4 protein-coding genes are annotated in these 13,993 nt (G+C 74.2%); 1 reads left to right on the top strand and 3 read right to left on the bottom strand.

The annotated features are described in order from the left end of the window. Nucleotides 1-31 precede the first annotated feature (31 nt). Both AC1HIL_RS19990 and AC1HIL_RS19985 read right to left on the bottom strand, forming a co-directional pair. Nucleotides 32-592, bottom strand: coding sequence for an RNA polymerase sigma factor (locus tag AC1HIL_RS19990; protein WP_057590199.1), 561 nt, complete (start codon nucleotides 590-592; stop codon nucleotides 32-34). Nucleotides 593-602: 10 nt separating this feature from the next. Then, on the bottom strand, nucleotides 603-1,328 hold the full coding sequence (locus AC1HIL_RS19985; protein ID WP_479669839.1) for an STN domain-containing protein: 726 nt from the start codon (nucleotides 1,326-1,328) through the stop codon (nucleotides 603-605). A gap of 218 nt (nucleotides 1,329-1,546) precedes the next feature. Here AC1HIL_RS19985 and AC1HIL_RS19980 point away from each other — a divergent pair, with 218 nt between their 5' ends. After that, entirely contained in the window at nucleotides 1,547-1,900 is a 354-nt protein-coding gene (locus tag AC1HIL_RS19980) for a hypothetical protein (protein ID WP_261205781.1), read from the top strand. Between the two features lie 32 nt (nucleotides 1,901-1,932). Here the strand turns inward: AC1HIL_RS19980 and AC1HIL_RS19975 are convergent, their stop codons facing one another. Next, the gene (locus AC1HIL_RS19975; RefSeq protein WP_479669838.1) at nucleotides 1,933-13,911 is read right to left on the bottom strand and encodes a filamentous haemagglutinin family protein; all 11,979 of its coding nucleotides are present in this window, start codon (nucleotides 13,909-13,911) and stop codon (nucleotides 1,933-1,935) included. Between the last annotated feature and the right edge of the window lie 82 nt (nucleotides 13,912-13,993).

Below are 13,993 nucleotides of genomic sequence, written 5' to 3'. Positions count from 1 at the left end.
GGGTTCGTCGATGGCCGAGGCTTCATCTTTTTCAGCCTTCATCTTGCTTCGACTGTTTTCCCGCGCCGGGACCGAAGCGCTGGATGAAATCCCGGCCCAATCGCTCGCAGCAATGCTCGAGGCCGGCGCGCAGTTCCTTCTCGACCGTGCGCACCGACACGCCGTAGCGCGTCGCGATGTCCTTGTGCGGCATCTCGTCCACGCGCGCGGCCAGCACGATCGCCTTGCGCCGGCGCGGCAGCTCGGCCAGCGCGCGCTCGAGCGCCGCGATCTGGTCGCGCGCCTCGGCGCCGCGCGCCGGGTCGGCCATCTCGTCGGCCATGTCGTAGAGCGCCTCGACCTCGCCCACGCTCAGCAGGCGCGCGTTGCTCTTGCGCTGGTCCTCGGCCACGTTGAGCGCGATGCGGAACAGGTAGGCCGAGGGATAGCGCACCTCGCTGCGCACGGTGCTGTTCTCCACCCGCAGGAAGGTTTCCTGCAGCGCGTCGTTGGCCAGGTCCTCGGAACCCAGGCGCATGTGCAGGTGCTTCCTGAACTGGGCGTAGCGCGCGAGGAACAGCGTCCGCAATGCGGCCTTGAAGCGGTCGGGCATCGTCGCTCCCTCAGCCCGCGCGTGCCCGATGGGGGCGGCAATCGCGCGCCGGGTCGGTGCGCGGCGTCAGCAGGATCGTGAGCGGCTGCGGCAGCGCGGGCGGCGGCGCATCGAGCGCCAGGTCGCGCAGGCTGCGCAGCACGCGCGCGTCGCGCTCCTGCTGGCCGCTGCCCTCGAGCACGCGGACCTCGCGCACCGCGCCGTCGTCGCCGATCCACAGCTGCAGGCCGAGGCGGTAGCGGCCGAAGGCGTCGGGCTGCGCGATGCACAGCACGCGCGTGATCGAGGATTGCAGCGCGGCCGCGTAGGCGCGCAGGTCGGCGACGGCCTCGTCCTCGCCGCCGACGGCCTCGCCGCGCGCCGCCGCGGGTGCGTTCGCTTCCGCCACGAACTCGGGCACCAGCGTGAACGACTGTTCGCCGACATAGCGCGCCACCAGGCCCGAGCCCGCGAGCAACTGGCGCAGCGCCTCGCGCGGCGCCAGTTGCCCGCGCACCGGCGAGGCCGCGCGGCCCGCGGCCAGGCTGCTGCTGACCAGCACCGAATGGCCGGTGATGCGGCCGAACTCGGCCAGCGCGTCCTGCAGCGGCTGGGCCTGCATGTCGAAGTTGATCGCGCCGGCCGCTTCGCGCGGACCGGGCATTTGCGCCTGGGCGAAGCGCGCGCCCATCATCAGCAGCACGACGAGGCACCAGGACAGCGACAGGGCACTGCCCGAGGCGGAAGCACGTGTCATGAGGCGGAGGAGGAAGGCAAGGGAGTGCGGCGGAGAGAAAGTGGGCGACTGGCGCGGCCGTCCGCCTTGCGGTCTGGATCGATGTTCGCGGCCTGAGGCTATTCGTCTGACATGACCGACCCATGACAGGCGCCGCGCACCCGGGTTCGCGACATCGCGGCGACTTGTTCCCGGCCTAGACTGGCGCGTTTTTTCTTTCCCGGAGATCGGAGACGTCGATGCGCGCAGCCTGCTTCTGGATCGCGATGCTGGCCGGCCTGTCCGGCCCCGGCGCCATGGCGCAGGACGCCGAGCCGCCCCCGTCCTGCATCGAGGCGACGGTGAACGGCGAACGCGCGCCCTCCTACGACTGCCTGACGCAGAAGATGCGCCCGCCCGCCTCGGCACCGCGCGATGCCGAGGGCACGCCGCAACTGGCCTCGGAGGCGATCGCCAACCGGCCCTCGAACCAGCTCGGCCTGTTCAACCGCGCGGCCACCAGCACCCGCATGGGCAATACCTTCGGCACCTCGGTGTATCCGCAGCGGCCGCCGCCGGTGGCGCCGGTGTCGCCGCTGATTCCGGGGCGGTGACGGAGGGGGCCGCGTCGCGGCCCCGCTTCCCTTCAGTACCCGAGCGTTCGCCGCTCCGCCGGCGTGAGCTGGTTGCGCTCGGCCGGCCCCATGGCCGAATCGCCGAGCACCTGCACCGCGCTGCCGCTGCGGTAGCCGCCGCGCTGCGGCGCGGCATCGTTGCCACCCGGCGTGCTCGGCGTGCTCGGCGTGCCGGACGCGGGCTCATTGCCGAAGCCCAGCACGCGCACCGTGAACACCGACGGCAGCGCCTGCCGCGCGGCCGTGCGCTCGCGCTGCACCGAGTCCTGCGCGGCCATCGCGGCCTGCGAGGCCGCGGCGCTGGCGCTGGTGAGCGCGCCCACGTTCACCGAGGCCAGCACGGGCAGGCCTTTCGACTCGCCCTTGACCTGGATATTGGCCGCGTTGACCACCTGCAGTGCCGCAAGGTTCACGTTGCCCGACACGCGGATGCCGGCCTCGCCCGCGTCGATGGTGCCCAGGGGCGCGATCAGGTCGACGTCGCCCGGCGGCACCTCGGCGATCGGGGCCAGCGTGGCGATGCCGGCGCCGGTGCTCGGCACGGTGGGCGCCAGCGCGGCATTGCCGAGGGCGTCGTAGCTGCGCTTGGGCGGCGTGTAGACCACCGTGGTCTTGGCGCCGCGCCCGGCGTTGATGTCGCCCTCGGCGGACCAGGCCAGGATGCCGCCGCCGAAGGTGGTCATGATGCGCGACAGGCCCAGCAGCACGCTGTCGCGCGTGTAGATCTCGACCTCGCCCTCGCCCTGCGTGAGCAGGCCGGTGCTCGGCGGCGGCAGCACGCCGTTGGCGCCGAGCGTGAGTCCGCCGCCGGGCGCGAGCACCTGGATGCCGCCACCGAACAGCGTGTGCGCGCCCGCCGCCCCCTGGAACACGAGGCTGCCGCGCCGCTCGACCGGTTGCCCCTGGGCATCGGCTTGCGGCAGCAGCGCACCGATCGCCTCCCGCCCGCGCAGGTAGCTGCCCACGCGCCGGCTTTCGGGGTCGTTGTATTCGCGGCCACCCTGGCGCAATTCCTCGTAGAACACCTCGCGCACCAGAACGCCCTGCTGCTCGGCCGGCAGCGCGAGGAAGGCCGCGAGCGCGCCCTCGGCACCGCCCGCGTAGCCGAAGCGCTCGCGCAGCCAGGCCAGCAACCGGTCCTCGTAGGTCTTCGCGACCTTGCCGGGCTGGTCGGCCAGCGGACTGGCGGCATCGGCGAGGTTGGCGCGATCGAAATAGCGCGCGGCGAAGCCCGCGTAGTCGGGCCCGCCCGCGCCCATGCCGGCCGACAGCACGATCGAGGCGCCGGGACGGGTGTCGCCCTCGGCGATCGGGCCGATGCTGCGCAGCGTGGACGCGCTCACCTGGTTGCCCGGGAGCGGCTGCCCCTGCAGGATGTTGCGCCCGGCCGAGACTTCCAGCAGGCCGGGGCCCGCCACGTCGAGCGTGGCGTTCAGCACGTCGCGCCCCGCGTTCAGCACGGAGATGTCGAGCGCGCCGCTGTGCGCGATGTAGCCGGTCGCGATGATGTCGCGGCCGGCGCGCATCTGCACCGGCTTGCCGGCGATGTAGAAGTTCTCCGCCGCGACGCTCCCCTCGTAGCGCACGACCTGGCGGCCGGTGTTGGCCAGGATGTCGCCGCGCACGGCATACAGCCGGATCGGCTCGCTGCCCGGTGCGTGCAGCAGCGTCGCGCGGTCGGCGCCGTGGCCGAACAGCACGCTGCCCTCGATCAGGAAGTCGTAGAGATCCGCCTCCGGCGGGGTCACATCCAGCGGTCCGTAGAAGTTGCTGGCCACCCACGCGCCGGGGAAACCCGTCAGCCACAGCGGGCGCTCGGGCGTCGCCAGCGCGGACAGCGGTCCGCTCGACATCGCGGAGGTGCCGGACACCCGGTCGCGCGCCAGCAGTTCGAGCCGCCCCTGGCGCGACGGCGCGAGCGCGAGGTTGGTGGCGATCGAGCCGTTGGCCGCGATCGCCGACAGGCGGCCCGGGTCGTAGCGGATCCACTCCCCGTTGTTGGTGATCGACTTGCGCTGCTGGATGTCGCCGCCGGCCGAGAAGAGCTCGAGCCCGCTGCGCTCGGTCCACAGCGTGAACGAGGTCAGCGCCGGATTCTCCTGCCCCTCGAACAAGGCCTGCGTCGCGCCGCCGAGCAGCACGACCCGCCCGGCATCGCGCGCGGTGAGCGCCATCAGGTCGCCGCGCGCATCGACGGCCATGGTGCCGTCGCCGACCACCAGGCCGAGCCAGCCGTAGCCGAAGCGGTCGCGCGGCGCCTGCGCGTCCACCGCGCGCGGGTCGAGATCGGACTTCAGCCCGTAGCCCGATTCCAGCGTCATGCCCACCGCGCCCGCCCTCACGCGGCTGTCGCCGCGCAGGTTGACGAGTTGGCCGCCGGTGGTCGGTACGTCGCCGACATCGCGCCCGGCGTTGAGGCGGCCGCCGACGTCCAGGCTCAGCCGTCCACCGCCCGAGACCAGCACCGAGCCGTCGGCGCCCACGCGGCCGCTGGACGCCACGACCAGGTCGAGCGCCGAGGTCGTGCCGCCGAAGTCGTTGGGACCGAGGTTCGAGGTCGATCCGGCATCGCCGCCGGCGCGCACGCTCAGGTGCCCGCCGCCCAGGGTCCCGATGCCGCCGAACCCCGCCAGCTCGATGGCGCCGGAGAGCGGCGACACGGTGTACTGGCCGAAATTGATGCCCCAGGCCGCGCGCTGCCCGAGCTCCGCGCCGCCCTGGCGCCAGAGCCAGTAGCCGATGCCGTTGCTCGACTTGAGGTTGGTGGTGTCGCCGCTCGCGAAGCCGCGCACGTCGCCCTGCGCGGACAGCAGCAGGTCGCCGCCGCCCTCGGTGAAGAACATGCGGCGCGCGTTGAGCGTGGCCTCGTAGTCGGGATAGCCGAGCACCGAGCCGTCCCAGGTCCTGGCGCGCGGGGCATCCCAGGCCTCGCTGCCGGCGATCTGGGTGCCGGCGGTGTAGACGCCGAAGCGCGAGGCCTGCCGGTAGTCGCGCCCGGCCAGCACGTCGAGGTAGCCGGTGCCGGTGCGCACCACCGAGATCGCGTCCTCGGGCCCCGACTGCGTCGACGAGACGTGCGGATCGTCCAGCAGCACGTCGCCGCGCGCGCCGAGCAGCGATGCCGCGGTCACGGTACGGGTGTCGGCCGACGCGAGGTCGGCACCGCCCACCAGCCGCATCGACCACGAGCGCATGCCCGGCGCAAGCATGTCGGCCACGACCATCATGCGGCCCTGTCCGTCGGGGCGTCGGCTCCAGCCGAAGTCGTCGGGCGTGTCGGGTGGCGGCGCGAAGCCGTCGGAAAGGCTGCCGTTGATCACCAGGTTGCCGCCCGCGCGCAGCACGAGCACGCCCGGTTCGCCGGAGCCGCGACGCGACGCGTCGGCGCCCGGGCCGTAGCGCCAGCCCGAGAAATCGAGCTCGCCGCGCACGGTCAGGTCGCCGTCGCTGCGCAGTTCCAGGCCGGGACGCAGGTGGAAGGCATCGCCGAAGGCGCGCAGCCCCGCGAGCCGCGCGCGGGTGCTGCCGCTGGCGTTCGCGGCGTCGATGAAGGCGCGGCTGTCGGCGTGCAGCGTCTCGAGGTAGGCGCTGTCGACCACGCCATCGGCCGGCGCGTGGCGCGCGAAGGCATTGACCGCGATGCTCTCGGCGCCGCGCACCGTGAGTCCCGCGGCAGCGTCCACCGCCACGCCGTCGCCGCCGACACGCGGCGCGTTGATCTCCAGGCGCCCGCGCGCCACCGCGTCGGCCGCGCGCAGGTCGATGACGGCGGCGGGGTCGAGCCGCACCGTGCCGGCCGTCGACGCGAGCTCGATCTGCGCGCGGTTCGAGGCCTCGATGGCCTGCCCGCGGCCGTCGAGCGCCAGGCGCGTGCCTCGCGCATCGAGCACCGCGCCCGGTGCCAGCACCAGGTCGTCGCGCGCGGCCAGCCGGATCGTGCCGACGTCCTCGCCGCTGGCGTCGATGCGGCCGTTGACGGTGAGCCGCCCGCCGTCGGCCGAGACCTCGATGCGGTTGGCGCGCAACTCGTCGCCGATGACGAGGTCGCCGGTCTTCACGACGAAGCCGCGGCCGCCGAGGACACCGCCCTCGTTCAGGCGCCGGTTGAGTCCCGCGAAGTCGTCGAGCGCGCGGGCGCGGATGTCGATGCGGCCGGACTCGCGCGCCACCGGCGAAGTGCCGAGGATCGCGCCCGAGAGCTGCACGCGGCCGTCGGCGCCCGTGGCGGTGACGCGGACCGAGCCCGCCGGCTTGCCCGCCGCCGAGACGTCGATGCGCGAACCGGCGGCCTGCTCGACCGCGCCATTGGCGGATTCGATCAGCAGGTCGCCGCCGCCGCTGAAGCGCCGGAGGTCGAAGAAATCCAGCGCACGCCCCGCGAGGTCGATGGCAGCATCGCCGCCGAGCCGCACGTCGCGCTCGGCCTCCAGCACCAGCCGGCCGCTGGGCAGCGCCACGGCGGTGTCGAGCTCGATCGAGCGCCCGGCCAGGCGCACTTCGGCGCCCAGCGCTTCGGCCCCCGCGACGCCCGCGCCGCCGCTGCCCGCGCCCTGCGGCGCCGTCACCCGCACCGCATCGCCCGCGCGGTAGGCCATGAACGAGCCGGCCTCGCCGGTCAGCAGTGGCGTGTTCAGCAGCAGCTCGCCGCCACGGCGGCTGGCCGCATCGGCGCCCTCTCGGTACACCGACAAGGTCGCGCGCCGGTTGGCCGTGATGCGCTCGGTGGCGTCGAGCTCGACGCGCGAGAAACCCAGGATCAGCCGGTCGAGCGCGACCTGGTCCTGCGCCCGCTGCAGCGGGCCGTAGCCGAACTCGATGCGGCGCGCATCGACGACGAGGCTGCCCGCGCCGGTGCCCGGACCGCCGGGCACCACCGCGCCGGGCGCGCGGCTCGCGTACGGCGCCTCGGGCGTGCCCGCCCCGGTGGACAGGCCGTTCCAGATCAGCGTGTCGGTCGCGATCCGCGCCCTGTCCCCCGCCGAGCCCCAGCCGTAGACCGCCGGCGTGTTCAGCTGCAGCACCGCCGGCGCGACGCCCGTGCCGTGCGCCGCGCGCAGGTCGAGGTCGACGCCGCCGAAGAAGTTGAGCGAATTGCCCGCGGTCAGCGTGAGCTGCTCGATCGGCGTCTGGCCCGGCACCGTGGGCCGCAGCAGCCGCTCGAGCATCTGCTGGCTCAGCCGCACGCCGGGGGCGATCGCGCCCTGCGCTTCGGCGGCCGCGAAGGATTCGCGCGTGCCGACGTTGATCGCGGGCGCGGCCATGGCCAGGTAGCGCGCGTTGATCTCGGCCTCGCCGAGCGTCACCGGACCGCTGCTCAGGAAGCTCACCGTGCCGCGGGTGCGCAGCATCGCGCCGTCCGCGATGGTGATCGCCCCCTGCGTCGCCGACGGATCGCCCTGCGGGGGTGCGAAGTTGTAGATGCCGTTGCCCACCGCGAGGATCGCGTTGGCGCCCTGGCTCGCCGAATCGAGGTAGACGTAGCCGTTGGTGGAATCGAAGCCGACGGTGCTGCTGCGCGAGGTGTCGATCAGCGCATCCCGCTCCACGCGCACGTCGTGTCCGCTCAGGAACACCTGGCCCGCCGCGAGCCGCGCGCCGCCGCGCACGATCACGGCCTCCTGCTCGGCGCTCCGGATCACCACGTGCGGGCCGACCGGCACCTGGCCCTGGCCGACCGGCACGAACACGTCGCGCAGGCCGTACACGCCCCCCACGATCAACGCGCCCGCGTCGAAGGCCGAGAGCTGCGCCGCGTCGAACGAGACGAAGCCCGGCGTGGTCGCCGCGCCCGGCGCCACCACCTCCGCCGCGCGCCGGCCGGTGAGGAACAGGTTGCCGTCGAGCGCGGCCGCGCTGCCGGTGCCCGCGCCCGCCTCGCCGCGCAGCCGCGCCACGCCCTCGAAGGACAGCGCCCGGCCGGTCGCGCCGCCGGTGTCGATGTGCACGCTCTGGCCGTCGCGCTCGAGGCGCGCGCGCACCTCGCCGAAGGTGGCGGCGCGCGCGAGCGCGAAGTCGGCGTAGCTGGTCTCGTTGTATTGCGAGAGGCTGCGCACCGCGCTGCCCGGCGTCAGCGTGACGGCGGTCGGCAGCGCGTCGCGCACGGCGGTGTTGGCGATGCCGAGGTAGCCGCTGGCGCGCACCGAGCCGCTGGCGCGCAGTGCCTCGAAGCCCTGGCCCGCGCCGGTGGCGCCGAGCTCGATGCGCCAGGCGCCGGGCAGCAGCGCGTAGGTCGAGGGCATCAGCGTGTAGGTGCCCGCGGGCAGGCCGCCCACGGGCGCGTCGAAGCGGATGTGCTGGCCGATGCGCGGCGCGCCGGCGCCCGCATCCGGGGCCATCGGCGCATAGCCGCCGGCAAAGCCCGGCACCAGCGCATAGACGCCGGCACCCGCGCTGCTGAAGCCGTAGAAGGGATTGGCGTCGACCAGCGGCGCGCGCAACACGTCGACCGAACCGCCACGCCCGGTGAAGAAGCCGGCGCCGGTGAGCCGGCCGCCGCCCGACACGTCGAGCACCGCGCCGGCCTCGGCCGCGATCCGCGACTGGCCGAAGGCCACGCCGGGGCGCACGAACTGCTCGGCGTACAGGTCCGGCCGGCCGGCCACCGCGCCCAGCGGCAGGTACTCGACCGTCTGGCCGTTGTAGGCGTAGCGGATGTTGTCCACGGTGCCGCCATAGGGCATGACCATGCCGGCGGCGCTGGTCGAGGTCAGGCTGCCGTCGCGCAGCAGCACCTCGAACAGCAGGTCGCGCAACGGCGGTGTACCGATGCCGAAGGCGGGCTTGGTGCCGAAGACGATGCTGCCCAGCGGCGCGCGCACCACCCCGCCCTGGTCGATGGTCGCGGCCGCCAGCGTGAGCGTGCCGAAGGCCGAGGCCGGCATCGCGGGCAGTTCGCCGGTGCCGCGGATCGTGAGCCGGCGCGCGGGATCGTAGGTGTCCGGCTGGCTGCCGACCGAGCGCAGCGCCACGCGCAGCTCGCCGGTCGCGCCGGTGGTGGGATAGAGCTGGGCCGCGGTCACCGCGAGGTTGCCGCTGGTCTCGAGCGTGCCGTTGGTGAAGCGCACATCGCCGCGGCTGCTCAGCGCCACCTCGTCGAAACCATGGAAGTCCAGCGGCCGGCCTTCGATCACCCAGCCGAAGGGCGTGGGCACGGGGCCCTGGCTCACGCCGGCCGGGCCGAACAGGTTGGAGGCACGCACGTCGATCAGGTCGGCCTGGATGTCGAGGCGGCCGCCGTTGAAGGTGGAGCTGCTCCGGGGCACCAGGCCCGACAGGAACTCCGGCGCCTGGACCTCGATGGGGACCTTGCCGTCGAGCAGCACGTACGGTGCGGCCAGCACGACCCGCGCGGGCGGCGCGACCATGGAAGCGGCGAAGGCGCCGCGGCGCAGGATCAGGCTCTCGGGCAGCCGCAGCTCGAGGTTGCCTTCGATCTCGAGGATGTCGCGGTTCCAGAGCTCCAGCGTGCCGAAGCCACCCGCGCGCACCTCCTCGGCGCTCAGGCGCGCACGCGCATCGACCAGCGAGCCGTCGGCCACGCCGGGCCGCAGGCCCGCGGCGGCGCCGCTGCCGACGCGGTCCTGCGTCAGCGTCATGATCTGCACGCGGTGCGCGTTGCCCGGCGGGTTCTCGAGCGCCAGGTTCAGCGTACCGCCGGCCGCGCCCTCGCCGCCCGCGGCGGCGCGCAGGCTGCCGTCGTTGAGGATGCCGCGCGACGAGCCGATGCGGATCAGGCCGCCGTCGCCGGCCAGCCGCTGGCTGCGCGCACCGCCGGGCGGCAGGTTGTCCTGCGCCGCGTCGACCTCGGCGTAGGCACCCGAGGCGTCGAGCCGCGCGCCGGGCCGGATGATCACGTGCATGCCCGTGGTCTTGAGGAGGTCGCGGTTGGCGCGGGTGTAGTCCTCCAGGCCGATGCGGATCGAGCCGCCGTCGGGGGCGACGCCGTAGCGCAGGCCTTCGCCGTCGATGGCGGTGTAGGCGCGGCCCGCGGCGTCGAGCACCGCGTCGCCGCCGATCCAGATCGAGGTGCCGAGCGGCGCGAGGCCCGGGGCGTCCGTGCCGCGCGTGACGGCGCTGGTCAGCACGATGTCGCCGCCGGGCGCGACCACCCGGCCTTCGACCGTGAGCTGGCCCTGCGCCACCAGTCGTGCCTGGCGGCCGGGATCGACATCGATCCCCACACCGCCCGGCAGCAACAGCTCGGCGCCATGCAGGCTCAAGTCGGCACCGGTGCGCGCCGTCAGGCGGTGCCGCAGCGCATCCTCCGCATACAGCGGCGGCAGCCAGCGCTCGAGCGCGCGAGTGGTGTCGGTACCGCTCGGCAGCTCGCGCGCATCGGCCGCGGCGCGCAGCACCGGCACGCGCGGGGCGAGGTCCTCGTTCACCAGGACGCCGCCGAAGCTGGTGAGGCGATAACGCGAGAAGCCGCTTTGCAGCAGCGCCGGATCGAGCCGCTGGGCCGGCACGAAGTCGATGTCCTGCGCGAAGCGCGCGCCGCCATCGACGACCCGTCCCGGCGCATAGACCGTCGGGATCGCGGCGCGCTCGCCCGCCTGCTGGGTGAAGGTGTAGGGAAAGGTCGGAAGCCCGGCGGGGAAGACCGCCGAGGGCAGCACGGTGCCCGGCATGAACTGGCCCTGGACGTAGTCGATGCGGGTGCCGGCGGGCATCCGGCTGCCCGCCCCCAGCGGCCCGAGCGAGGTGCCGAGCGTGACGCCCACGGGCACCACCCAGTCGGCGCCCGTCACGATCGGCGTCGTGATCTGGGCCGCGACGTAGTCGGCCAGGGCGACGTCCTGCACCGTCACGCTCAGCGTGGTCGACGCGCGCAGCGGCAGCCGCTCGCCGAGCCCGATGCGCACCTCGCGCGCGAGCACCACTGCCAGCGGCACCGCCGTACCGGCCGCGAGCCGGCCGCTTTCGAGCAGGGCGTGCTCGCCGAACACCACGCTCGAAGGCGACTGCAGCGTCAGCGTGCCGCCGCCCAGCACGCCGCTGGCGCGCAACTCGCCGTCCAGGCGCAGTTGCACGCCGGCGGGGTTCTCCTCGAAATTGGTCTCCACGAACGCCGCCCCGGCCAGCAGGCTCGCGCTGCCGCCGCGCCCGCCCGCGAGCCGGCCGTTGCGCATCAGCGTCGCGCCCGAGGACACGTCCACCACGCTGCCGCGCTCGAGCGCGATGCCGCCGTGCGTCATGCGCACCGAGAGGCTGCCGCCGTCGACGAAGGCGGTGCTGGCCTCGCCGTCGATGTCGCCGCCCTCGCGCTGCTGGTTGCTCCACGCGCCGCGCAGGTCGAGCCGCGCGCCCTGCGCGAGCACGAAGCTGGACGACCCGTCCTCGCGCGCCAGCAGCGTGCCGAGGTTCGGCGAGCCGGTGGTGGCCACGGGCGCGATGTTGCCGACCACGATGCCGCCGGCCCGCGCGCTCACATCGGCCTCGATGCGCGTGGTGGGCGCCACAATCTCGAGCCGGCCGCCATCGGCCAGCCGCAGCGCGCGCTCGATGCGCACCTCGCCGTTGGCCACGATTTCCAGGCCGCCGAGGCCGAAGCCGGAGAGCCGCGCGGCATCGAGGAAGGCGGTGCCGGTGCGCGCGGCGGGCAGCGCCGCGGCTGGATCCATCGCCAGCGCATCGGCCACGTCGGCGACCTCGCCGATGCGCACCTGGGTATCGAAGGCGCCGTCCGCGCCCACGCCGCCCATGCGCCGCAGCGCCAGCGTGCCGGCGCGCGCGACCGCGAGCTGCGACTGCAGGTAGCCGTCCTGCGCCGCGCCGCGCGCCTGCGTCTGGCGCGGGCCTCGGAACACCGTCGCCTCGATGTCGCCCTCGAGCACCGCCGTGGGCGCGCTCACCACCAGCCGGCCGGCATCGCGCCCGATCGTGTAGCCGTTCTCGAGCTGGCGCTGCGGGCCGATCAGCGGGTTGTAGAAGTGGCCGGTGGTCTTCTCGCCCCAGCGCGCATGCGCATCCTCGAAGCCGCGGTACACGCCCCCGAACACCATGTCGGCCGGCGCCTTGTCGAGCCGGTAGAGCCGCCCGTCGCTGCCCTTGAGCCAGCTCTGGTTCAGGTAGCCCGTGCGCACGTCGATCGAGCCGCCCGACAGGTTGATCGCGGAGCCGCGCTGCGTCACGACCTCGGTCGCGCCCAGCGTGACCGTGCCGCCCTGCGCCAGCCATTCGCCGATGCCGTGCGGCTGGTTGCCCAGGTAGCCGCCGACCTCGAGCAGGCCGCCGGCGGTGTAGTAGCGGTCGCTGTCGTACACGCCCGGCTTGGCCGGCACGTAGCTCAGGCGCCGGCGATCGATCCAGACGTTGGCGTTGGCGAGCTTGCCGCTGTCGCGGTTCAGCGGTGCGTCGCGCTGCTCGTTGCCCTGGATGTTGATCCGCACGTTGTTCGATTCCATCGCCACGCTCACGCCGACGGCACCCGCCACGTCGAGCCGTGCCTCGTTCGCCACCAGCACGCGCCGCGCCGCGCTCGTCGCGACCTGGCCGCCGGTCGCCAGCACGAGCGAGCCGCCCTCGAACTGCACGTCGCCGCCCGAGACGATCTCCACGCGCGACAGGTCGCGCCGGTCCTGCTGGCGCGAGAGGTTGTCGAACACGCCGGGCGTGGCCAGGGTGCGCAGCCGGTCGAGGCGGGCCGAGTCGGCGATCAGCGCCTCGCGCTGGCTGTCCAGCGCGCTGAAGCGCTCGTCCGCATCGATCAGCACCGCGGTCACCGCCTCGCGGCCCGTGGCCACGCGCCCCTTGGCATCGGCCGCCGAGTTCAGCAGGTGCACCGTGCCGCGCGCATTGACGGTGGTGGTGGCGAGCGCCACGCCGTCCTGGCGCACCGTGCGGCCGGCCAGCGTGATGTCGCCCTCGGTGGCGACGATCAGGCCGCTGTTGCGCACCAGGCCGGCCGTGCTGTCGGGCGCGAACTGCGGCGCGATCTCGTTGCCGCGCGTGGTCGAGAAGGTGTTGGCCTCGGTGCCCACGCCCTTGCGGATCGCGAAGCTGTCGCCGGCCGCGAGCTGTGCCTGGCCGCGCGGCGTGGCGATGCTGCCGGCGTTCTCGACCTCGCGCCCGAGCAGCAGCACGTAGCCGCCGCCCTGCGTCACCGACGCGGGCTGCCGGGTCGCGATGCGCGCGCCGGCCTGCACCTCGACCTTGCCCGCCGCGTCGGTGAACACCGGCTGCGGCTGGCCATTGGACTGCGCGCTGTAGATGCCGTTGTTGCGGAACTGGTCGTCGCCGATGCGCGCCGCGGCCGCCACCAGGTTGCGCGTATCGACCTGGCTGGTGCCGCTGAACACCACGCCGTTGCGGTTGGCGATCAGCACCGTGCCGTCGGCCTTGATCCGGCCCTGGATGCGGCTGGGCCGCGCCTGCGGATCGTTGACGCGGTTGAGCACCGCCCAGTCGGGCTGCTGCTGGAACTCGACCGTGGTGTTGCGCCCGACGTTGAAGGTCTCCCAGTTGAGGATGGCGCGCTCGCCGGTCTGGCGGATCGCGACCGTGGTGCGGCCGTCGGCCTGCGTCTGCCGCGGTGCCTGCGCATTGAGCCAGCCCGCGCTGAGGCTGTTGCCGTCCACGCGCAGGCCGCCCTCGGCCATGCCGTCGGGCACCGGGGCCTCGCCCTGCGCCGCCAGCCGCGCGGCGGCCTGGGCCGCCTGCTGGGCCGCGATGCCGCGCGCGGCCAGCTGCAGGTTGTCGAGCGAGCGCTGCAGCTCGGCATTGGCGCGCTGCTGCTGCGCCTGCGGGTGGGTCAGCAGCGCGGCCGGCTGGCCGTTGGGCAGCCGGCCGGTGGCGGCGGCCGTGGCCTGCGCCATGTTCTTCTGCGCCATCCAGCCGGCGCTGAAGGCGCGCTGGGCCTGCGCGCCGCCGGCGGCCAGCGCCATCGCGAGGCCGGCGACGGCCCAGGCGACGGGATGCAGCGGCCGCGCCTGGGCGCGAGGTGGATGGTGCGGCGGGGTTCGGTCGGTGGCGCGTCGCGGGATCGGAGACATGGTGGCGGGTCCGTGTGTGGGCATCGGGGTCGGTCGTTGAAGTCCTGACCTAGACGTTCGCGCCGCGAAGACCCGCCAAGGG

Source organism: Variovorax sp. ISS6 (genome assembly GCF_056523145.1).
The sequence above is the reverse complement of the archived record's forward strand: the minus strand, read 5'-3'. Positions and strand labels throughout refer to the sequence as shown.

Bases quoted from the DNA above. Each gene is read 5' to 3' on its own strand.
- AC1HIL_RS19990 (WP_057590199.1), bottom strand. From the start codon at position 592: ATGCCCGACCGCTTCAAGGCCGCATTGCGGACGCTGTTCCTCGCGCGC.
- AC1HIL_RS19985 (WP_479669839.1), bottom strand. From the start codon at position 1,328: ATGACACGTGCTTCCGCCTCGGGCAGTGCCCTGTCGCTGTCCTGGTGC.
- AC1HIL_RS19980 (WP_261205781.1), top strand. From the start codon at position 1,547: ATGCGCGCAGCCTGCTTCTGGATCGCGATGCTGGCCGGCCTGTCCGGC.
- AC1HIL_RS19975 (WP_479669838.1), bottom strand. From the start codon at position 13,911: ATGTCTCCGATCCCGCGACGCGCCACCGACCGAACCCCGCCGCACCAT.